Source organism: Marinobacter sp. (assembly GCF_040882185.1).
Classification (GTDB): domain Bacteria; phylum Pseudomonadota; class Gammaproteobacteria; order Pseudomonadales; family Oleiphilaceae; genus Marinobacter.
In genome coordinates this window covers 9820-32876 of sequence record NZ_JBBEBW010000035.1, presented here as the reverse complement: position 1 = coordinate 32876, position 23057 = coordinate 9820, and the positions used below count along the sequence as shown (strand labels likewise).

General features: G+C 51.6%; 16 protein-coding genes. 8 read left to right on the top strand and 8 right to left on the bottom strand.

The features are described 5' to 3' along the window. Positions 1 to 138: 138 nt before the first annotated feature. The 3 genes from WEB64_RS16635 (at position 139) to WEB64_RS16625 (ending at position 2982) form a co-directional block, all read left to right on the top strand. A complete protein-coding gene (locus WEB64_RS16635) occupies positions 139 to 804 on the top strand; it encodes an alpha/beta hydrolase (protein WP_368065703.1) in 666 nt (221 codons plus the stop codon). A gap of 314 nt (positions 805 to 1118) precedes the next feature. Beyond that, the gene (locus WEB64_RS16630) at positions 1119 to 2216 is read left to right on the top strand and encodes a sigma-54 interaction domain-containing protein (protein WP_368065702.1); all 1098 of its coding nucleotides are present in this window, start codon (positions 1119 to 1121) and stop codon (positions 2214 to 2216) included. A gap of 169 nt (positions 2217 to 2385) precedes the next feature. Further along, entirely contained in the window at positions 2386 to 2982 is a 597-nt protein-coding gene (locus tag WEB64_RS16625) for an ATP-dependent zinc protease (RefSeq protein ID WP_368065701.1), read from the top strand. A gap of 18 nt (positions 2983 to 3000) precedes the next feature. Here WEB64_RS16625 and WEB64_RS16620 read toward each other — a convergent pair whose 3' ends face one another. The 5 genes from WEB64_RS16620 to WEB64_RS16600 all read right to left on the bottom strand — a co-directional run bounded on the left by WEB64_RS16620 (position 3001) and on the right by WEB64_RS16600 (position 10225). Then, positions 3001 to 3726, bottom strand: a complete 726-nt coding sequence (locus WEB64_RS16620) for a response regulator transcription factor (protein ID WP_368065700.1) — start codon at positions 3724 to 3726, stop codon at positions 3001 to 3003. Next, complete coding sequence (locus WEB64_RS16615; protein ID WP_368065699.1) at positions 3723 to 5267, bottom strand: DUF4118 domain-containing protein; 1545 nt, start codon at positions 5265 to 5267, stop codon at positions 3723 to 3725. Before WEB64_RS16615 ends, WEB64_RS16620 begins: the two co-directional genes overlap by 4 nt. An 11-nt stretch (positions 5268 to 5278) precedes the next feature. Next, positions 5279 to 6691: a TrkH family potassium uptake protein gene (locus WEB64_RS16610; RefSeq protein ID WP_368065727.1), complete on the bottom strand. Its 1413-nt coding sequence runs from the start codon at positions 6689 to 6691 to the stop codon at positions 5279 to 5281. Positions 6692 to 6960: 269 nt separating this feature from the next. After that, on the bottom strand, positions 6961 to 8640 hold the full coding sequence (locus WEB64_RS16605; protein ID WP_368065698.1) for a putative bifunctional diguanylate cyclase/phosphodiesterase: 1680 nt from the start codon (positions 8638 to 8640) through the stop codon (positions 6961 to 6963). Positions 8641 to 8977: 337 nt separating this feature from the next. Continuing rightward, entirely contained in the window at positions 8978 to 10225 is a 1248-nt protein-coding gene (locus WEB64_RS16600) for an acetyl-CoA carboxylase biotin carboxylase subunit family protein (protein ID WP_368065726.1), read from the bottom strand. 365 nt (positions 10226 to 10590) lie between these two features. Here WEB64_RS16600 and WEB64_RS16595 point away from each other — a divergent pair, with 365 nt between their 5' ends. Then, positions 10591 to 12555 (top strand): hypothetical protein, encoded by a 1965-nt coding sequence (locus WEB64_RS16595; RefSeq protein WP_368065697.1) that lies wholly within the window; start codon positions 10591 to 10593, stop codon positions 12553 to 12555. Positions 12556 to 12728: 173 nt separating this feature from the next. On the opposite strand, the gene WEB64_RS16590 is transcribed toward WEB64_RS16595, so the two are convergent. The 3 genes from WEB64_RS16590 to WEB64_RS16580 all read right to left on the bottom strand — a co-directional run bounded on the left by WEB64_RS16590 (position 12729) and on the right by WEB64_RS16580 (position 18401). Further along, a complete protein-coding gene (locus WEB64_RS16590; protein ID WP_368065696.1) occupies positions 12729 to 14465 on the bottom strand; it encodes a putative bifunctional diguanylate cyclase/phosphodiesterase in 1737 nt (578 codons plus the stop codon). A gap of 155 nt (positions 14466 to 14620) precedes the next feature. After that, positions 14621 to 16945: an EAL domain-containing protein gene (locus tag WEB64_RS16585; protein ID WP_368065695.1), complete on the bottom strand. Its 2325-nt coding sequence runs from the start codon at positions 16943 to 16945 to the stop codon at positions 14621 to 14623. Beyond that, a complete protein-coding gene (locus WEB64_RS16580; protein ID WP_368065694.1) occupies positions 16938 to 18401 on the bottom strand; it encodes an ATPase domain-containing protein in 1464 nt (487 codons plus the stop codon). Before WEB64_RS16580 ends, WEB64_RS16585 begins: the two co-directional genes overlap by 8 nt. A 364-nt stretch (positions 18402 to 18765) precedes the next feature. Here WEB64_RS16580 and WEB64_RS16575 point away from each other — a divergent pair, with 364 nt between their 5' ends. From WEB64_RS16575 to WEB64_RS16560, 4 genes are all read left to right on the top strand, one after another. Then, positions 18766 to 19071, top strand: a complete 306-nt coding sequence (locus WEB64_RS16575; protein WP_368065693.1) for a hypothetical protein — start codon at positions 18766 to 18768, stop codon at positions 19069 to 19071. An 85-nt stretch (positions 19072 to 19156) separates the two neighbouring features. Continuing rightward, the gene (locus tag WEB64_RS16570) at positions 19157 to 20824 is read left to right on the top strand and encodes a methyl-accepting chemotaxis protein (RefSeq protein ID WP_368065692.1); all 1668 of its coding nucleotides are present in this window, start codon (positions 19157 to 19159) and stop codon (positions 20822 to 20824) included. Between the two features lie 304 nt (positions 20825 to 21128). After that, complete coding sequence (locus tag WEB64_RS16565) at positions 21129 to 22697, top strand: response regulator (RefSeq protein ID WP_368065691.1); 1569 nt, start codon at positions 21129 to 21131, stop codon at positions 22695 to 22697. Positions 22698 to 22762: 65 nt separating this feature from the next. Then, positions 22763 to 22918 (top strand): hypothetical protein, encoded by a 156-nt coding sequence (locus WEB64_RS16560; protein ID WP_368065690.1) that lies wholly within the window; start codon positions 22763 to 22765, stop codon positions 22916 to 22918. The last annotated feature ends 139 nt before the right edge of the window (positions 22919 to 23057 follow it).

The window sequence follows — 23057 nt, the reverse complement described above, 5'->3', positions numbered from 1 at the left end:
TAGGTGCTCTTTATTCAGTTTAAAGGCTTGAGCAGCATTGAAAAAGCCACTGTTTTAGTTCGCCTCCGGTTTCATCATCAGGCTCATCGGTTAGAATGCAGGTCATCCTGATTGATCCACCGACTGAAGAGGGCGCCCGTGAGCTATTTGAAAAGCGTAGAAGTTGAAACCAATCCATCGCCAGATGCATCTGTGATCTGGCTCCATGGCCTCGGCGCCAGCGGTCACGATTTTGAGCCTGTGGTGCCGGAACTCGGGTTGCCAAAGGATGCAGCCATCCGATTTATCTTTCCCCATGCGCCCAATTTGCCGGTGACCATCAACGGCGGTATGCAGATGCCAGCCTGGTATGACATCAAGGCAATGGACATTAACCGAACAGTCGACGTGGAGCAGCTAAAAGCATCAGCGGACGCTATCGCACGCCTGATCGAACGCGAAGTGGAACGAGGCGTAAAAACCGAACGTATTATCATCGCCGGGTTTTCACAGGGTGGGGCGGTCGCCTATGAACTTGGCCTGAGTTATCCCGAAAAACTGGCGGGAATCTTCGGCTTGTCGACCTACTTCGCAACGGCGGACACCGTCAAACCTTCTGATGCAAACAAAAACATACCGATTCGAATTTACCATGGCACACGTGATCCTATGGTCGCCGAATCACTCGGGCGCATGAGTGTCGAGCGGATGACCGAAATGGGTTATCAGGTTGAGTATAAAACCTATCCCATGGATCACAGCGTCTGTCTGGAAGAGATCCGGGATGTCGGTCAGTTCATCAAGGTCAGCCTGGACCTGAAATGAGCGACGATGTCCTCTGAACGCGCCCGCCTACACGCCTCTCCCGATATGGCGCTCTGAGTAGTGTAAAACCACCCAACATTGATTAATGATGGGTGGTCTTCCCCCCAAAACCTGGTCACAACACTCATCAGATAATTCCTTCGAATTAGAAAAGTCCATGGAAATAATGGGTTAGGAAGATACCTGTTAACTGGCACCTTAATTGCGATGTGCAAGTAATAAGTGGCTTGTAAGCATTCGCCACTCTTGGACTATTCATTTTTACAAGCGATCTTTTTTTGAACAATCAACAAGACTTATAAAGGTTCCATGCTATGGCTCTGACGATTACAAGGCCTTACGCTGTTCAAACGATTGCAAGGACCGCACAAACAAAAAGTGTTACCGGGCTTTTTACGGATCCCGCTTCACAGAAGCTTTATACCCAGCTGATTCGTGTCGCAGCCAGCTCTCTCAATGTATTGGTGGAAGGGGATACGGGCACCGGCAAAGAAGTTGTCGCAAGGGAACTTCATCAACACAGCACGCGGGCTGACAGACCGTTTTTTGCAGTCAACTGTGGCGCTATCCCGGCAGAATTGATTGAATCAGAATTGTTTGGCCACGAACGCGGTACGTTTACCGGCGCCTCCGAAATGAAGAAGGGCTGGTTTGAAGTGGCTGAAGGCGGAACGTTGTTTCTGGATGAAATCAGTGAATTACCGCTGACTTCTCAAGTGAAATTATTGCGTGTTTTGCAAGAAAAAGAAGTAACAAGGCTGGGTAGTCGCCAAGCAATCGGTATCGATGTTCGACTCATCGCTGCAACCAACAAAGCGTTGGTGAGCAGGGTGCGCAGTGGACATTTCCGTGAAGATCTTTATTTCCGGCTCAATGTAGCCATGCTCAAATTGTCGCCATTGCAAGCCCGACCCGGAGATATCCTGCCCCTAAGCGAATTCTTCGCCCATCGTTACCAGTTTGAGCACGGTGTCACCAGCCCGGTCAGCTATACCGCTGCAGCCCAGGCCAAACTTTTAGGTCATTCCTGGCCCGGGAATATTCGGGAACTCGAGAATGTTATTCAATACGCTCTTCTAATGACGGACAGCCACGAGATTGACCACCACCATCTGGCATTTGACCAAGGTATCGGAACGCTTCACGGTATATCAGATCAGCTTAATCAAACGAATGAAGCATTTTTTGACGACTATGCTCGCCCACCGGAAAGCGAAGCTTCTGTACTGATTCAGGAAGGCATCACCCGGTTATTGCAGTCCTCGCCCGGCAACCTGCTCAGCGACATCGAGCGCCTCGTGGTCACCGAAGCTTACCGCCAATGTGATGGCAACCAGGTGCACGCGGCCCACTTGCTTGGCATTACCCGCAGCATGCTGCGGGTGCGTCTCAAACGTTACAAGATGATCTGATGCCTCGCTAACAGTGGGCATTCCACGAAAATCAGAAGTTTGTCAGCGGATTAATTTGTAGACATTCATTACATACTGATTACTGTTTTGACAGGTTAATAGCGCCTCTCCGATGACTTTGGCATGATTGGCTCCGTTGATTTTTTCAGCCCTTACAGCGGAGTATCTTATGAAAACCGGTCTAGCTTTAGGTCTTGCCGCAACAATTGCGTTATCTCAGCCAGCCATGGCGGATAACGACGAGAAGAAAGATATGCCACAGGAAACTATGGGCTTCGTTGAGTGGGTTGTGTTGCAGGATACCGGGCTGAGAATGAAAGCGCGGCTTGATACCGGTGCTAAAACATCATCGCTGCACGCTGTGAATGTGGAGCCTTTCAAAAAAGGCGACGACGAGTGGGTGAGTTTCCAGATCCCGCTGGCTGATCACCAGGATATGGACGAGGTGGAAGTTGAAGGTGTTAAAAAGCCCGAAAGCGTTGTGCTGGAATTCGAGCGTCCGGTTGAGCGGACCGTATTGATCAAGCGAAAGGGCGCTCCGTCACAGCGTCGCTACGTGGTCAGAATGGAATTCTGTATCGGTGGCAGCACCCATGAAACCCAGTTTTCGCTAACGGACCGTGGCAGGTTCAGCTATCCGACACTGCTCGGCCGTCGGTTCCTTGAGGATGACAATATTCTCGTGGGATCCTCAGACAGCTTCCTTGCGGAGAAAAAATGCGAGTACAACGAGCTACCGGAAATTGTTGAAAAAAACGAAGATTGATGGTGGGCAAACCAACATTCAGCGTGGGGATTTCGTTTGGGGTACCTCGGTCAGGTTATCGGTGAACCGATAGCCGACACCGGATTCCGTCTCGATTAACGACGGGTTGTCGGGATTATCTCCCAACTTTTGCCTAAGCCTTCCTACCACCACACGGAGGTAATGGCTGTCATCACCATGACTGGGGCCCCATATCTTGGACAGTAGCTGAGTTTGCGTGACTACACGCCCCGGATGAGTGGCTAGCTGTTCTAGCACGGCGTACTCTTTAGGGGTAAGGTGCACCGGCTCGTTGAAAATCGCCACCTCCCGCCTGGCCAGATCTATCCAGAAGTTACCGGTTTCAAAAACCGTCGTTCTGGGAGTCCTGGCAGGCGGCTCGTCCCTTAGCATCCTTCTCACGCGTGCGAGAAGTTCCTGGATTCCGAAAGGCTTGGTGACGTAGTCTCCCGCCCCCAAATCAAGCACCGCCACTTTTTCGTCCTCATCATTGCGCACCGAAAGCACCAAAACCTTCCCGGCCTTGCCGGTGTGGCTAATGGTCTCCAGAACCTTCTTGCCATCCATATCAGGCAGGCCGAGATCAAGAATGACGAGATCTGGATCATAAGCACCTATTTTCATCAGGCCTTCGCGCCCATCCCCGGCTTCAATTACGCGATAACCCTGAGACTGCAGGCTTATGCCAAGAAAACGACGGATTTGAGGCTCGTCATCAATCACCAGTAACAGCGGAGAGTTCACAGTTTAATCTCCGAGGTGTTCTTGTCTGGTCCTGAGGTGTCATCGTCTGGCTGAAAAGGGCTTTCCTGGGAGAGATGGAGTGGTATATACAATGCGATGCACATCCCCGACCCCTGGCGGCCAGGCTTGGCCTCGGCAGAGCCGCCGTGTACCTCCAGTACACTTTTGCAGATCGCCAACCCGAGTCCACTGCCGTTGGAGTCCTGGTCACCACGTTCGCCCCTGAAAAAAGTTTCGAATATCTTCAGGCGTTGGTTAGCTTCAATGCCCGGCCCTTCGTCGGTCACCGAAATAGTCACCACGCCTTGCTCCCTGGTCTGACTAACTTCTACCCAGATATGTCCGCCTGCCGGGGAGTAGCGCTTTGCATTGTCCAAGACATTGATGAGCGCCTGTTCCATCAGCGCGGGATTGTTGTACAGCAACGGGAGCATTGGCGCAATACGACGTTCCACAGTTAACGTCGCCTCATCAATATAGGACCGTCGCAACGCTCCAGCGATCAGATCCTGGGCGCTAATCCAGTCTTTTTTCAGTTGCAGCTGGCCATTTGCAAGCCGGGTCATATCCAATAGATTCTGGATGTAACGATCAAGTCGCTGACCTTCCGCCAGTACTGTATCAAGCAGTTCTTTTTTGTTCTCAGGAGTCAATGTGTCCGAGAGGTCACGGACACTGCTGGCCGCGCCAATGATCGAAGCGAGTGGCGTGCGTAAGTCGTGTGAAACCGACGACAAAAGAGTAGCCCGTAGCCGTTCAGTTTCTTCGGAAAGTCTGGCGTCGTTTAATGTCTGATCAAGATAGGCTCGCATGAGCGCCATCGAAAGCTGGCTGGCGTAGGCCTCAAGCAGCGGTAGGCGGCCCTGGCCGACTGGTAGCATGGTCTCGGGTTGCAGACGAATAGCCAATACGCCCAGCCATTGGTCATCATGCCTCAGCGTCAAACAGTGCATGCGGGTATTACCCACTTTCAATTCGAGATGAGGCTGCCTGGAGTGAATCAGCTCGGTTATCTGCTTGTGGAGGGCAGGTGATAGCTCCGGCCCGGTGATTGCCCATTCCTGATCTACTCCCAGCCGGTATTGTATGGTCACTGTAGTATTGAGATATCTATCAATACTCCCGGCGGCCGCCTCGCAAATAGCATGAGATGTGGAAGCACTCGCAAGACAGCGGGAGAAATCAAGTAATGCTTCGGTCTGTGCATTGGATAGTTTCAAACGTTGCAACTGTAACCGCAGCCGACTCGCAATATGGCCGGTTACAACAGAGACCAGCAAGAAGAAAAGTACAGTAGCCAATTCCTCCGAACGCATGATGTGAAATGTCAGCCGGGGTTCCGTGAAGAAAAAATTGTAGCTCAGGAAACTGACCATCACAGCGACCAGAGCAGGGCCGATACCATACTGTGCCGCCACCCAGAGCACGGCTGTCATGAAGACCAGCGATAAATTCCCGATCGGCAGGAAATACTGTAACCCGAAGGCCGCAACATTAGCTGCCAGCAGAATCAGTAGTACGACCAGATATCGGGAGCCCAAGACCATTCCTTTTAGTTGCGCCAGAAAACGGGAGAGAACAATACAATAACACTGAGCAATTCCAGTCGCCCCATAAGCATACCGGCGGTGAGTATCCACTTTGCAGCGTCCGGCAGTGTCTGGAAATTACCGGCCGGACCAATAACGTCACCAAGACCGGGACCAACGTTTGTCAGCGCTGTCAGTGAGCCTGTAAGGCTGGTCATGAAGTCCAGCCCGAGGCTTGCCAGTGCAAGGGTCATTACCAACAAACAAAACACGAAGACAAACCCGTAAGCAATCAATGAGGTAATAATGGCATCGCTCACTGGACGTCCATTGTAATTTCGAGTTAGCACCGCTCGAGGATGTATCAATCTTGTCAATTGCTCACGTAAAGCCATGAACGATAACTGGAATCGAAAGATCTTCATGCCACCGCTGGTTGAACCTGAACAACCCCCCACAAAGGTAAGAAAAAGGAAGGCCGTGTAAGCCAGCGGACCCCACAGCGAATAGTCCTCCGAGGCATAGCCGGTGGTAGTGACCACAGACGTGACGTTGAAAAGCACCGCGGCGAAAGCGGAAAACGGTTCAATATCCGGCTGCACGTAACAGCGATGCAGTGTCAAAAGCGTTGTGACCAGCAATAGGAATGAAAGGAATGCTTTCACTTGCTGGTCCCGAAGCAGAACGCCGTGCTGCCCGTGCAATTCTCGAACAAACAGGAAAAAAGGCAGGCCGCCGAGCATCATAAAAAAGGTTGATTCGAATAACAGCAGATCGGATTCAAACTTGCCCATGGACATATCAGAGGTAGAATAGCCTCCGGTTGAGAGTGTGGTGAGCGCGTGATTTACAGCATCAAAAAGGCTCATGCCCGAGAACCAGTAAACCATTGCGCAACTGAATGTGAAAAAACTGTAGATCAACAGGAGACCACGGCCGAGGCTTTTCATTCGTGGCAATTCTTTATCAGTCCATTCCGAGGATTCAGTCGCGAACAAACGCATACCACCAATGCCAAGAAAGGGCAGAACAGCAACAAACATACCGATAATACCAATGCCGCCAAGCCATTGGAGAATAGACCGCCAAATGAGAATCTCAGGCGCCATATTGTCCAGACCGCTCAGAACCGTTGAACCCGTGGTTGTGATACCGGAGATGCTTTCAAATATGGCGTCCGTCCAACTGAGCTGAAGACTGCTCTGATAGAAAGGTATGGCCGCCAACAGCGATACGACAACCCATACGTTGACGGTCAGAACAAACATGTAGCGGGGTTTCAGGTACCGGGGCTGGTTTCGACTGATTAAAATTCCCGCCAGCCCTACCAAAAAGATACCCATAGCTGGCTGCGAGAACGCTGACGCATTCTCAATAGGAACCCCGGCCAACAATATGACCGGTAACGTCATGAAAATACATAGAATGAACAGCAGGATGCTGGTTATGAAAATGACCGGATAGAGGTTCTTGAACAAGACGGAATCCACAGCATCACGCAGAGTAAGTGTGATAGAGAATACAACGGGAGGCAGGGTGTTGCTGTAAAAAGGGAGTAAAAATAGCGGAAGGGCTACATGCCGACACCATTCTCACATGAAGGGTTGATTGGTCTAACCCTCCAGACGTTCAGACGTTTATCTTTTGGCGAAAGCAGCAGTTAAAGTCAGAGATCTCCTCATGCACTCCGACTCCGGTAAGCGTTTTACCGTGGTTTATTCGGGCCAGATCGACCACCAACCCACTCGCCGTAGCGCTCAGCCGGTATGGCAGGGGAGAAAAGGAAGCCTTGGGCATGGTCGCATCCCAAACATTTCAGAATGTCACGCTGGCCTGAGGTTTCAACGCCTTCTGCTGTAACAAGTAAGCCAAGAGCGTGGCCAACCTCGATCATGCAGGAGATAAGCCGCCGCGACTTTTCATCGGTCTCCAGGTCGGTCACAAATACACGGTCAATTTTAAGCCCTGTCACTGGCAAGTGCCTTAAGTATTCGAAAGAGGCAAACCCTGTACCAAAATCATCAATACTGACTCCGACGCCGAGGGAGCGAATTGCCTGGATAGACCGCTTCGCTGCATCGAGGTTTCGCATCAAAACAGACTCGGTAAGCTCGATTTCCAATTGCCCAGGTGGAAGGCCGGTTTGTTCAAGGAGTTTTCCCATTCGGTTAATCAACTGTTGATCAAGTATATTGCGGCCCGAAAAGTTAATGCTCACGACACCTGATCGCGTACCTGCAAACCTGAAAGCCTCTTCCAGAACAAAATGAGTGACCGGTGTTATCAAAGTTGTATTTTCAACTTTTGGCATGAACTTACCGGGTGGGATGAAGCCGCCGCTTGAGTGGTCTCTCCAGCGAATGAGTCCTTCACAACCGCAGACAGTATCGTCTTCAAGTCTGATTTTTGGCTGATAATGCAGTTCAAATTCATACTTATCCAGGCCTTCACGGACCCGGGAAATCAATTGAATGGTTTCAAGAGTGCGCCGCCGGAGCGAGGGCGTAAAAGCCTGATGACTGTTACCCTTTTCGATAGAAGAAAACATTGCCATTCGCGCTTCGCTGATCAGATTCGCCGCCGTCGAGTCCGCTCTGTAGGTACTACTGCCAAAGACCATCTGTGCCCGCATGGGCATGCCTTGGACGGTTAAATTTTCTTCACCTGCATCAATGAGGTTTTGCACAATCTGCTCTGTGTTTAGCCTTTCTACAGCAGGTAACATCACCATGATTTCCGAGTTGCTAAACCGGTATAAACTGGCCGACGGGGGAACTAGTTTTATAACTCTTTGACCAACAGCTGCCATTAACTCGCCTGAGGCATCCATTCCCAGAACCTCGAGAACTTCAGTAATATCGACCGCGCGGATCAGCACCAGCGTGATGGCTTGATCCTCTCGCTGAGTCATCATCTTTTTATCCAGATGTTTTCTGAGAGCCGTTACATTGAGAAGGCCTGATTCGGCGTCAACATATAGCAGTTTTTCCCTACTGCGGTTTATTCTGAACATGGATTGAAACAATGAACCGGAAAAAGCGCCGATACCTATATAAAGCGCGAGCCGGATAGCCCAGTTAGATACTCCCTGAGTGATTCCTCTGTCTACGTCCAACGGCATGGCGGCCATCAATATCCCCGCCATTGCTGCGGTGACTACGCCGCCTACTAAGCGATACCATGCCGATGCCAGCAATACCGGTATAAGCATAAGATAGGGGTACGCAAACGCTGTTCCTCCGGTTTGATAAACAATCGCGGTTCCAGCACCCAGCAGCGTTGCTAGAATTGCAAAGCACAGAATATGACGCTGCTCATTTCGGAATGAGAAAAAAGTGGGTTGATGTGTCTCGGTGTGGGAAGCCAAGGTGTTCGAGGAAATCATCATTTTTCCTTAACTACAAGGCACCAGCGGACATTCCAGACCTACGGCGCTTCGTCCGAAAATACAGGAAAAGAAGTTCTTGAATAACTCTAGACCCTTGCGTACGAGTTACAAATTGTCAGTTGTAATGATTTGTAGCAGTCATGTTGTCGCGGGAGCGTGTCCAAGAACATTTTACCTCGGTGATGAAGAAGCGCAGAGAGCACCCGAGCCAGGGCTCCCTTGATACGCTGGTGGTTGATGGCACGAAGGTCCGTACCACCAATCATCAGGCTTTCGTCATCACGCCTTGCTGATTTTCGACGCTTTAATAGGTTGAAAGAGAGCCAGCAGGGCTTTAAACGTAGAAGTCCAGTTCCTCCTGGGCCTTCAGCAGATCCCGCATCTTGATGGGGTCGTCGCCAAAGAAGAAAACCAGGCCCCAATGGGTGCCGAAGGCCGAGCGGTCAGGCACCGTTTCTTCTGCAGGCGCAACCAGTTCGTGAGACTCGAAGTAAGGGTGATCAACACACTCTGGCGGCATTTCCAGTTTGCTGACCACGCGCCGTCTTGGATATACACCAAAACAACCCGCATAGCCCTTGGCATCTTCCACTTCGCGTGGGAAGAAGGCATCGACCTCTTCCTTGGTGCTCTTGGGATCGAACACCAGCATTGAAGCCTGATAAGCGTTGAACCCGTAAGCTTTCTCGATCAATTCGAAAGCCTTGAAGCCGGGCGGACGGTACGCAACCTCGCCAAAGTACATCTCGCCGTCTGCGGTGACAAAGTACTCGGGATGAATCAATCCGAATTTTATCTCGAACGTTTTGATCAGCAACTCAATCTGCTTGGTGATGGCGTTACGCCAGCTCTCAAGCTGCTCGGTTGCCGGTACGAAGACCGAGTAGCCCAGGGTCACGTATTCGGAAATATTGAGGAACTTGATCTTGCCATCGTGGATCCAGGCTTCAACCGCAAACTCCCAGCCGTCGAGGTGGCTTTCCATCAGCAGGGGATATTCTTCGGCCGGTATGCTGTCGATCTCTTCTATTTTCCGGATCATCCGATGGCCAAGGCAACCGGCTTTGTCGAAGGCCTTGACGTGAATCGGGTCATCCGGGTCACCGTCAAGCTTGAGCAGCGTCTGGTTGACACGCTTCATGAAGCGGACGATGTCATCTTTCTCGTGAGCTTCCTCGAAGATACCGACACGAATGCCACCAAGCTGAGCGCGGCGTTTCATTAACGCTTTGTCCCGGAACAGAATGGATTGCCCATACATGCGCGGGCTGTCCATCAGTACGGAGTTGATTGCTCCCGACCACTCGACGGTTTCTTCGAATAGAGGAATAGCGACATCAACGCCTTCTGCTTTAAGTCTTTCTGCAATCTCCAGGGACCGATCATTTAGACGAATAAAATCCCAGGGGATGAAAGGTATCTTGTTGGCGGTGCAAAAATCCGTCGCCCATTCAGGAGCCACGACGATGTAGCGCCGGTCGAACTTCTGCGCGGCCTTGATGGCGTTGACGCTCCACCCAAGCAGGGCGATGTAGCCTTTGTTCGGATCCTTGGGAGTTTCAGTACCGCGAACCGAGTCCATGGTTGGATCGAGCCATGCTGCTACTTCTTTGGGTAGATTTGTATCTGATGCTGTCGACATTCGGTGTTCTCCTTGCTGGTTAACCCAGACAAACTGCGCCCACATTGGAGCGCACTAGGTGAACTGAGCCATTTGGCAGTGTCGTATACAGGGGATTGAGTGACCCAGATAGAGGCGAGACACTAAAGTCCTTGAGGTACTCACCGGGCGGATAAAGCGGGTCAGTAGATCCCAATAATCAACTTCAATATAGTCGGTATGGTTACAAATAGAAACAAAAGCCCCGGAATGATTTGCTTCCGGAACGCCTTAAGGGCATCTTTGGGCGATCCCGAATGGCGTAAAAAGTTAGCAAGGAAAATATCATGGCCATACCGAGTGCAGACAACAATGCTTCGATTACAAAACTTGACGAAGCTCTGGAAAAGCTTGCGCTTGCACGCCAGAGTGACCCCAAGGCACCCAATACCGAAGTGCTTGAAACAGCGCTTATTGTCATGGCTGAACCCGGCGGTCTGGACGCATTGTATGCCCGTGTACCGGCTATCGAATCCAACGGTGTGTTTACCAACGGAGACTGGGGCAAGCCTGCCATCCTTCAACCCGCGTTAGCCGTGCGAACCTTACGTCAGGGCGCGCCCGACTATACCGCTATTGAAGCACTGAGCGAGATTCGCCTACTGGCGGTGGCTATGGGTGATTATCGCCATCGAGGTATTTCGTCGGAGCAGGCCAGAAATTTTCTGACTCAGGTAACGGCACTGAATCTGGACCTGCTATCCGGGCAGATGAGCGAGGCAGACCGGGAGCGGCCGCAAGGTCTCGGCGACATCGTCAATTCGCTGTACCAATATCTCCTCGAAAGGCTGGGTTATGAGAGCATTCTCGAAAGCCTGGTGGATGAGGTGAGGCGATTGCTGGCCCAACGGCCAATCCAGACTGACAGCATCAAACGGATGGTCAGCCAGATAGCCAAGTGTCTGTTCGATCCAACCATTGAAACCACTGGCATGGACAAAGCCGCTCGGCTTGTCAGTGCTTTGTTTGGTCCAACCGAAGGTTGCCGGGATGACCCGGGTTTGGCGATATACGGTGAACGCCTGGTAACCATGGATGAACCGGCGTTGGCACAGGAAGCGGAAGACTTTGCCCGCGCGATGCATGCGACTGGTATGGTGTCGCCCTACCATCCAATGCTGCTGAGACACTTGCGGGGTCTTCGGGACGACCTTATCCCGATGGCGCTGGGCCTGAGCATTACTGGAAATGATGTTCTCCAGTGTTACCGGCAGCTTGTGCTCGAACTTATTGATCAGGCAGTTTATACCGAGACGAGTCAGGTTGTGTATGGGCTGGCCATGTTTCTTGAGCGCGGTTCTCTTTTCACGCCGCCAGTAGCTTCAGGTTTATGGCGGCAGCTCGAACTGAAATTGTGCCCGGACGCAGCCGCAAAACTGAGTGCTGTTTTTGGGGATGCGCATCCGCCACGAGTGTATTTGCTCGCCGGGGTGCTGAGCCTTCTAGGGCAGCCTTTAGGCGTGGGGCAGGGTAATAATCCTACCTGCCAGTCTGTCATTGGTCTTTCAATGTGGTCGTTCAACGACGCTGACTATCTGCTGCAACTGGTGGCATGGGCCGCACGTGATGACGATGTCATCATGCGCTTCGAAGGCCAACATATTAATTCGCAACATCTCGAACCTGGTCTTGCGAAAGAACCTCCAACCGATGTCGACCCGGTTTCGCTGGTTCTGGTACCCCACCTTGACCGTATCTATGGGGAAATGGGACGCCTTTGCGGCGAGCGGGACGACGATCTACACCGATGGATCAACCCGGAAATGTATGGCTGGTGGGTAGGGCACGGGTTTCTCAGCCTGACTAACCCCGAGACAGGTAAGATCGACGATTACGATGGCTTCATTCGCCATTTTTTCGCCTGCTATCATCCATATTACAATGGCAATCTTCCGGTAATTCACCCGCAGCCCGCCGGTATTGTCGTTACTGACAGTGGTGGGCGTCTGGTTGGGCGACACGCCATCACTCTTACAAGGGTTGGTCTGGACCGCGATGGAGAGATGCGCGTCTACTTCTTTAACCCCAATAATGACAGTGGCCAGGACTGGGGCCAGGGTATTAATTGCTCCACCCATGGCAGGGGTGAATTCCATGGTGAAGCCTCACTGGTGTTCGCGGAATTTGCCTCGCGCTTAAGTGTTTTTCATTATGATTCTAGGGAGGTGGGAGACATAGCGGCTGTTCCGGAAGCAGACGTTATGCGCGCTACCGGGCTAGGCCACGGGAGTTGGGCCGAGGGCTTTGAATAAACGGACGATAGAAAGTTCAGCCCGGCTCCCTTCATTCACGAAATTGGTTCATGTTCGCCGTTTGCGCCATTGTGATGAATCATAAGCACAACTTAGCCAATAGTGAGCCTAGCCAGGGCCTGTACTGCTTTGTTTCTGAGAAGACTCGAGTTTGAAGATATGTCCCGTAATAATTATAAGCGCTGACTGCGGTCCTTTACCCATTTTTGATACTCATGCAAAGCAAGAGGCCTTGAGTAGTGGAAGCCCTGAGCCACATCCGCGCCCAGCTCGGTGACAATCTTTCTTTGTTCCTCCGTTTCAATACCCTCAACGGTCACTTCGAGTTTCAATGCCTTGGCCATGGAAATCATGGACTCCATAATTGTGCGGGCATCAGCGCTTGTTTCCAGGTCGATGACAAATGCCCGGTCGATCTTCAATCCCGACAGTGGCAGGTTCGTCAAATATTGAAACGAAGAATACCCTGTGCCGAAATCATCCAGACTGACTTTGAACCCTTGATCGCGTAGGCGCCGAACGGCCGCCTTTGCTTGCGTTGGATCCCGGATCAATGCGCCTTCCGTAATTTCAATTTCCAAAGATTCCGGGTTTGCACCATAAGAAGATACCATCCTTCCCAGATCGTCGATCAAAGACAGGTTCATCAAATTGTTGATCGCGAAATTCACGCTAACCGGCATAAGGTTCTGTGATCTGATGTTATCGCAGGCTCTGGCGATCACGAATCGCGTGACCGGGTCTATCAATGTTGTACTTTCAACTTTTGGCATAAACAGCCCGGGCATAACCATCTTTTTTTCATGGTTAAACCAGCGCAGCAAAGCTTCTGAGCCAACGTGCTGGCCAGTCTTCAGACATATCTTGGGTTGGTAAAATAACTGAAATTCCTGATTTTCCAAGCCATCGCGGACCCGCGCTATAAGTTGAACGCGCTCTGCCGTTTTCTGGTCGAACATCGGATCGTAACGTCGATAGGGAACATTATTCTCGATCGCTACGGACAAACCGGTTCTCGCGCGATTGAGAACAATTTCCTTATTCTGATCATTCTCTCGAATGAGGTAACTTCCGGCAACAATCTGAACGCGTAGTGGGATGCCGTTTACGGTCGTTTCTTCTTCACCAATTCTCTGAGCAATCTCAAAAACGGAGCTCACTTCTTTCTGGGAATCTACATCCTCCTGAGATGCGACGTAGAATAAAATGGCAAGCTCCGATTTACTGAACCGGTAGACCTGATGGGAGATTTTAATATTTTGGCTGATTCGGTTAGCCAGGTTTTTGACCACCTGTTCAGCCGTTTCGGCGCCCATTGACTGTAGAATTTCCCACAAGTCTTGCATACGCAGCAGAAGTATCGCGGATGAGGGAGTATTGCCCGGCCTCACCCGGCGAAGCAGCCTTTCGAGGTCCCGGCTGAGGGCAGCCTGGGTACGAAGACCGGTTTTCTGGTCGATTTCAAGCGCCTGCATATGGCGTTTATTGGCCAACCGAAGGCTTTGGAAAAGCCCCGTTGAAAAGACTCCGATAAGCAGGAAGAAAGCGGTTCGTGCCAACCAGTTTTCGGTTGATTGGTAAGTGCTGGTTGAGACGTCCAGAGGCATTAATGGGCCAAGAAGAAGCCCTCCCATTACTGAGCTGAGGACTGCTCCGGATGAGCCAAACCATACTGCTGATAGAAGTACCGGTACCAGGATTACATAGGGATAGGCGTATCCTGTGCCCCCGGTGGAATACACCAACCATGTGCCCGCAGCCAATAAGGCGCTGACAATAAGCAGCCTGCAAATTATCCTCGCAGACCCTGATATTTTTGGCCATTTCTGCGAATGCCATATATTTTCGAAGGTCGGAAAGTAACTGCTACTCTGTCTATTCATTGGACTGCCTTGAACACGATTAACCACTATCAGCGTAGTTCAAAAAAGAACCACCACGCTGTAAAAAAATGTTACAAAATATGTTGTTAGGATAATTTTCGCTTTTTGGAATAGATGAGTCATGTAAGATCCCGCCTAGCTCGAGCAAATGAAGGCCCAGGATTTAGTACACAAGCGTCGCATTAGCTCCCCGCGCCCAACATCCTCAGAAGCTTGGCTTCCGCCATCGGTCGGGCGAAATAGAAACCCTGGCCATAGCGGCAGCCCATGGCCTGAAGCATGCGCCACTGAGCTTCTGTTTCGATGCCTTCCGCCAGCGCTTCGATGCCCAGGCTCTCAGCCATTTGAGTTATGGTATTCACCATCATGACTGCTGTCTGATCGTCGGGGGTATCGCGAAGAAAGCTCCGGTCGATTTTCAGTGTGGTAATGGGCAGTGATCTGAGTCGGGCGAGGGAGGAATAGCCGGTCCCGAAATCATTGATGGCAACCGGAATGCCTGCCTCTCTGAACTCCTGAATAATGCCTTCCATACGAAAGACGTCTGTCATGATGGCGCCCTCGGTCAATTCTATTTTGAGAGCCTTTGGCGGGATTCCGAGTGAGTCCAACTGTTCGACAATGCCGGCAACCAGGCGAGGTTGCCATAGCTGGCTGATTGACAGATTGACCGACATCTGGAGATGTGTGAAGCCCTGCATTCGCCACCGGTGAATTGCCTCGAGGCTCTCTGTCATAACCCAGTCGCCCATTTGGATAATGAGGCCGGTTTCTTCCGCAATGGGGATGAACTGCCCCGGCGATATGCTGCTACCATCGGGCTGAGGCCAGCGTATCAGGGCTTCCACGCCCACAACGCTGGTTGTCGCCAGGTCAATCAAAGGTTGGAAGACCAGCTTGAACTGATTCTCCTCGACGGCTTTATAAAGCCGATTCTCCATTTCCAGGCGGTGTTGCTGACGTTGGGACAACTCTGAGGAAAAGAACCGGTAGCGACTACCACCGAGGCTCTTGGCCTGGTACATGGCGCTGTCTGCTCGCATCATCAGGGTCGACGCGTCGCAAGCATGCCCCGGGCACAGGCTGATACCTATACTGGCGCCGAGATGATATTCACGACCCTGGAGATCAAATGGTTTCTTCAAAACCTGAAGAATACGCTCCGCGACCCGGGCCATCGCTGCCTTGAGCTCACCAGACTCGATCGTGGACAAGCTATTCCCGATCTCGTGCGGGGCAAGGATTATAAACTCGTCACCACCTTGCCTGGCGACCAGATCGGAATCCCGCACGACAGAACGGAGGCGGTCCGCCACCTCGATCAGTACTGAGTCTCCGGCATGGTGGCCGAGGGCGTCGTTGATCAATTTGAAGCCATCGAGGTCAAGGTACAGTAACCCGGCGGCCGGGGGGAAAGGTCCGACTTGCCTTAGGTGCCTGTCGAGGGCTTCGATGGCGGCGGTACGGTTAGCCAGACCTGTCAGACTGTCCCTGTAGGCCATCTCATGGGCTTTCTTTTCACTTCGGCGGCGAAGATACTTTTCCCGCAGGGAACGAATGCCGTGGATGATGTTGTCGACCATGCGCTGAAGCAATTCAATTTCGGCTCTGGCGAAACCGCTGGTATCGGTAGAGTAAATGGCCAGGCAAGCCTCGGGCATATTGCCGCGAATGGTGAGGGGAAAGACGATGACCGAATGCAGTTGATGCGCCTTTGCGGACTGCCTCCAGGCCGACAATTCGGACCGGTCGGCGATTCCTGATACCTGGTGCCGAGTCCCGCTGCTCAAAGTCTGCTTAACAGGGCCCTGACTCAGCAGGTCACTGTCCGGGTTGCTGCCAATACGGTGAATACACTCACTTGCGGGGCCCGCAACTGCCAGAGCAATAGTACGGTTGCCCTCCTGTCCCCCCGCCTTCCCAACCCAGGCAAGAGCATAGCCGGCGTCTTGGGCCAAACTCTCGCAAATAGATCTCAACATTTGATGTTCATTACGGGCATGAATAACCCGTTCATTACTGGAACTGAACGCATGCAGCGCCCGGGTCGCGCCCTGCAGTTTAGACTGGGTGTTTTCGGTCTCCTGCTTCTGGGTGCAAGAGAGTTGTCGCAAACGAAGCAAATTGTTGACCCTGGCGATCAGTTCAATTCGGCGGATAGGTGTCCGGATAACGTCTTCTGCGAGGTGACCAAGCAAACTGTTGGCTTTTTTCAGTTCCGGTTCTGAAGCTGCCAGTAAAATTGGCATTAATGCTGGCGCCGACCCCGCCCGAAGCGCCCGAATTTCTGGCTCAAGGCGCAGAAGCGTCTGTACGTCAACAATGCCCAAATCGAATCCGGCTTCCGCAATGGTAGTGGTGTCAGGTTCAATACAGGGGTGCCGGAGTAACTGGGTGAGTACCCGGCGATCAGCTGCGCGGCTCAGCATGACGGCTATAACAGGCTCCTCCGCGTCTACGGTGGCCATTGCTGAGGGATCAGGCAACGTAGTGGCTTGTTTATTCACTGGCACCCTCATTGGGTACGACATGCTCGGGCTCACCGCGCAGGATGCCTTTGAGTCCTTTGAGTTCTTTGCCCACCTTAATGCCATCCGAAGTGATATCGAATTCCCGCAGGCTTTTTTCAAAGTCTCCGGTGCGTTTTTTCAGAACACCAACAGTCTTTCGGATCTCTCCCTCCATCTCCATGTAACGAAGCAGAATCACCGTATCCGCAAGATAGCTCACACCGTGTTCTGTGGTTCGCACATTGCCACCGGTTATGGCTTCGACTTCGTTGAGAAGTATCACGGTGACTCCCATATTGACCAGGTAACGGCACAGGGCATGCAGTCGCCGGGTAATATTGTCTCCGCCTATGGACAGCTTGTAGCCTGCAAGGCTGTCGATCACGATGATACGGGTGCCGCGCTCCTCCACTTCCTGCCGTACTCTGGCAGCGAACTCGTCGGCCGAATAATGCAGTGGTTCCACGGCCTCAATGGCAAACGCACCCGAAACAATCAATTCGGTCAACGGTATATTGATGCCCTCGATACGTGACGTCAGCGTGCTGGTCATCTCTTCGAAGGTGTACACGACGGTGCGCTGACCCTGTTCACAGGCTGTTTTCATAAACTGGATGCCAAGAGAGGTTTTGCCCACCCCGGTGGGGCCGGTGATGATCGTTACCGTCCCCCGGGATAGCCCGCCCTTTAGCTGTTTATCCAGGTTCGCTATACCGGAAGGCATGTCGGCCTGATTAAAATCGACGCCATGGGCACCTGGCTCCAGTCGCGGAAAGCAACGCATACCGGTTTCACCCAGCTTGATGCTGTGTTTACCCGACGAGAAACCGGAACCCCGGAATTTCGTGACCTCGAGGAATCGGCGGGCATCATCCTGACTCAATGTGACAATGCCATCGGCCAGAAATCCGAGTTCCCCGGTGCCTCGGCTGGCATTGCCCTGTTCCGCCGTGCACATCACGGTAGCACCGCGGCTGGTCAAGAACCTCAACAGGGAAATGACTTGTTTCCGGTATTGGTAGGCATCTGGTGAAAAATACTTCAGATACGTCAGTGAATCGATAAAAACCCTTTTTGGGCCGATGCGTTCAAATGCCTCACAGATCCGTGTGGGCAATCCCGGGTCCTCGGCGTCCTCCGGTGCCATAATGCTGTAGGGATCGGCGTCTTCTGGAGTTGTGGAAGCGGGGGATAGGTCGACAATGGAAACGTTGTCGAGATTGAAACCCTGGCGATCGGCATCAGCTCGCAGTTGCTGATCGTCTTCTCCCATACTGACAAACAGACTTCGGGTGTCAGGTACTGCGGTCAGGAAATGCAACCCAAGGGTGGTTTTACCGGACCCCGGCCCGCCCCGGACGATATAACTGCGGTGCGGTAAAAAACCACCATCCAGAATATTGTCCAGGCCAGAGATGCCGCTGGCGAGGCGATTATCGATCGTTCCATTCATAAACCGTACCCATCACTAATTCAAAAGATAAAGAAGGCGAACCTTAATTGGTGATATTAGACAAATTCGGAAGTCGCGCACCGAGTAGCTAGTAAGGTAATTAACGGCAACCTTTCTCTCTTCTCCCTCGGCACTTTGGGATTCGGCTAGCCAGCGTTCTAGTAAAATCTACCGCTCACGATGCGACGCCTCATTGTCGATGCCTCGGCTGCGGTTCGCAGGAGCCATTCAATCATGGGGATAGTCACAAAAGCGACCATCAGGGCTAATTTCATGTAAATATGTGTATACTTCATTTGCATATATTAGCACTTGCAACTACTTTGGTAAATCCTACCTCGCATAATCTGCCGGAGAAAACGATATGAGCGTGAAGCCACTGGGGGCGTTTGCCAATCTTTCAGTAAGATTGAAATTGTTTTCCGGCTTTGGACTTCTGTTGGTTTTGCTGACCCTAATGGCCCTGATAGCGGTCGCTGAATCCCAAAAGCTCATCGCCGGTTCTGACCGCCTGACTGGCGTCTCCCGAATCACAGACAATTTTTTGTCAGCACGATTGAGTGAAAAAAACTTTTTTCTCCTGGAGGACTTCCAACAAGGCAAAGAAGCGATTGAAGTTATTGATAATTCTATCGGTCGAGCACAGACTCCATGGGCGGATACTGCTTGAATCCACAATTGCAGAATACTGCTGCCAAGCCCCTGAGTCTGTTGAAAAAGTGTGTCGCCCTGTTACAGATTGTGGAGGCACATATTTGTTGGTCTCGTCAGGCATTTTCGGAGAGGAGGCTATATCACTCAGACAAGCTGAGACGCTCCGCAAAATCCAGGCCTCCCTTCAGTCATACAAAGCGTTACTCTTAGACTCAATTGCCCAAGTGGAGGTCACTACCGAGCTCAAAGCAGGCATGGAGGAAAGTGGCCGGACCACGCTCTCCTTGCTGGAGCAGATACAGGAACAGGTTGATGGCAATGCATCAGTGTCTGGGGCATCCTCCGGCATTCGGGAAGTCAACGCTGCCATACGTCATTTTTTGTCAGCCAGGATTGCGGAGAAACACTTTATATCGAGGGCCTCTGATGATTATGTTACTGATCTCAAACAGGAATTGAGTTCAGTTATGGAGAGGGGAACCCGTCTGGATAATGCTTCCTACAACATCGGCAATCAGGCGCTGACTACCAAGTTGGTTGAAGCAATTGATAACTACAGAGCGCAATTCGGTAAAATGGTAGAGAGCCGTGAAAGACTGGAGCAGCTCAGCGGATCGATGGTCGAAGAAGCCCGAAACGCGGGCGCTCTTATCGAGGAAGCGTTTATCGACCAACGAAGCCTCATGACCGACGTGGGAAATGAGACGCAGTGGTATCTTGGCACCGCAGTCGCCATTGCCATCGTAGTCGGACTGGGCATTGCACTGATCATTACCGGTTTGATCACCAAACCACTTGAAATCATTGTTGAGCAGGCCGAAAAGGTCGCCAATGGCGACCTGACAGGCAACATTGAATCCATCCGAAAGGACGAGCTTGGTCGCCTAATTGCAGTTATTCAGACAATGACCGTCAACTTGAGGTCTCTGATTAAAGAGCTTCACGACGGCGTGTCTCAGTTGGCTAGCTCATCGGAAGAGTTATCAGCCGTTACGGAGCAGACCAGTGCCGGGGCTCGACAACAGAGAGAGGAAACAGATCAGGCGGCAACGGCCATGAACGAAATGACGGCCACGGTCCATGAAGTCTCACAGAACGCAAGCTCTGCAGCTCAGTCAGCGGAGCTTGCGGATGAACACGCCAAGGAAGGGTTCAACCTTGTCAAGCAGTCTGTCACACAAGTTGATGCGCTTTCTGATGATATTGAAGATAGCAAAAAGCGCATCCAGAAACTTCAGGGAGACGTCAGTGACATTGGCAAGATACTCGATGTGATTGATGGCATTGCAGAACAAACGAATCTGTTGGCTCTCAATGCGGCTATTGAGGCCGCCCGGGCAGGGGAGCACGGTAAAGGGTTTGCCGTTGTCGCCGATGAAGTTCGAGGTTTAGCGCAACGCACTCAAAGCTCCGTAGAACAGATTGAGGCATTAATTAGCAAGCTTCAGCAATCTTCCGCCGATGCTGCACAGAGTATGGACCGGAACAGTGATAGTGCCGATGCAACCGTCGTTGTCGTGAGGAACGCCGGTGAAGCTCTTAAAACAATCGCGGAGGCGGTGTCTAATATTCAGTCAATGAACTTGCAGATTGCCGCAGCTGTGGAGGAGCAGTCTTCTGTTGCAGAATCGATTAACGTGGGTGTTACAACCATTCGGGAAGTTACTGAGCAATCCGCCACTGCTACGGAACAAATTGCGATTGCAAGCAACGAACTTGCAAAACTTGGAGGAGAGCTTCACAAAACGGTAAGTCGATTCACGGTGTAACCGGGCTAACTGTTTCTCCGTGGATGCCTACGTGACGAGAACCTTCGTCGCTGGTTATTCATCTACCGGGCTTTGCGCCTCCAATTGTAGCGGTCAATTAATTACAGCCAGGACTCTATCAAAGCGTGGGTAAAAACAGCCTCAGAAATTTGAGTTCTTAAATGGCTGTGGCTAAGATCAAATGATAAGTTGTGGCCGGGTAGGGGGGTCCTGAACCTCGGCGCTGCGGGAGTTGCCTTATGCTCCATGTACAGTAACGCATTTCTTCGACACCCAGTCTTTCTCAAACCACCAAGAGGCCTGTATGGTTTTTCCTCCCCAGTCTATGTCCATTCTAGTCGTAGAGGACATGGCCGCAATGCGGAAAATGGTGAAAGACAGCCTCCGCTTAATGGGGCTGAACAACGTTTTGCTGGCCGAGAACGGTGAACAGGCATTAACTCTGTTGGCGAATAATCGAGTTGATTTGATCATTTCTGACAGCAATATGCCGAAAATGAACGGCATGGAATTGCTGAAAACAGTACGCCAAACCCCTGTCTGGCGCAGTATTCCTTTTATGATGGTGACGGCCGAAAGTGACAGGACTTTGGTTAGTGCGGCCATCCAGGAAGGCGTCACTCAATTTCTTATTAAGCCCTTCACCTATTCAGACCTTCAGTATCGGGTCAACAAAGTTACCAATCAGACGAAACCCGCCAGTCCAGTCGACGCCACCAACACGGCGGAGGAAAGTAATGAAACACCTGACGAAGCGTTTGGGCACGATTTTGGAAATGCCACTGTACTACTGGTTGGCGATCTGTCGGAAGACCAGGCGGTCGCACCTTTCTTACAGCGCTTCCATGAGATCCGGTCGGCAGCCAGTGGTAAACAAGCTTTGGATATGGTTCACGCTCTGGCGCCAGACCTCATCCTCATGGAGGTGACGCTGCCCGATACAACTGGGTATGACGTCTGTCGCCAGCTAAAAAATGACCCTTCTATCGCCGCTATACCGGTTATATTTCTCACTGCACAAGCAACATCAAAGGAAATCACTCGCGGATTCAAAGCGGGTTGCGTGGACTACATCACCAAACCGGCTGATCCGATGGTACTGCAGGCTCGCGTCGCGACGCACATTCAAATCCGCCACGCAAAAGAAGACCTTCGCAACCATATTGATACTCTGCTGGAGAACGCTCGCCTGCGAGAAGATGTGGAACGGATGACGCGGCACGACATTAAAAGTCCGTTGTCTGCCATTATCTCTACCGCCGACGCGCTGCTGCAAAATGGGCCATGGACCAAGCATGTCGCGGGCGCATTGGAAACCATGCGAGACGCAGGGTTTGATGCCATCAATATGGTAAACCGAACCCTCGACCTCTACAAAATGGAGACAGGTGTCTACGGGTTCAAGCCAACCCCTGTGAATTTGGTAAAATTAGCACAGCAGGTCGTCCGGGAGCTACAGAGTGAGGCTGACCAAAAGCAGGTCCGCTTATTACTGCGGCCAGCCTCGAACTGTGTTTGCCTCGGGGAAGAAAGCCTTTGCCTTTCCTTGTTACGCAATTTACTTAAGAATGCCGTCGAAGCCTCTCCACCGGGCGATAAGGTATATATTATGGTGAACAGAAAAGCCAAAATTAATCTTTTGATCCATAATAAAGGAACAATCCCGGACAGCCTGCGAGACACTTTCTTCGACAAGTACACAACCGCTAATAAAGCGCAGGGAACGGGCTTAGGTACCTATTCCGCGAAGTTGATGACTGAAGTGCAGGGAGGGAAAATACGTTTCATGTCCAATCACAAGCAGGGCACTGTGTTGCACGTGGCGTTGGAGCCTGCCTTCATCGATGGGGATCAGCGACAGATGGCCTCGTAATGTTACTGTTCATGCCAGGATGGGCTCAAATGGGCATGAATATGCAATCTGGAACAGCTCAATGCGTGGCAGTAACCACTTGGCGGCAAAATATAGACTTGCTGGTCAACGCCGCGGGCCTGTTCATTCCCAAACCCTTCCTGGACTACCAGGATGCTGACTACGATCAGTACACTCCGCGTACTCCATGGCCAAGGCTGGCCGGTCTGTACTCCGTTTAAGGGTCTGGCATTTGGCCTGAATTTCCGGGGTTCCTCAACCAACCATAACTATCATATATACTGGACTACGTTTAACATAATATACATTATGCGCACTTTAAAATATGACGTCACACAGGAATATCAGTGTGAATACAAT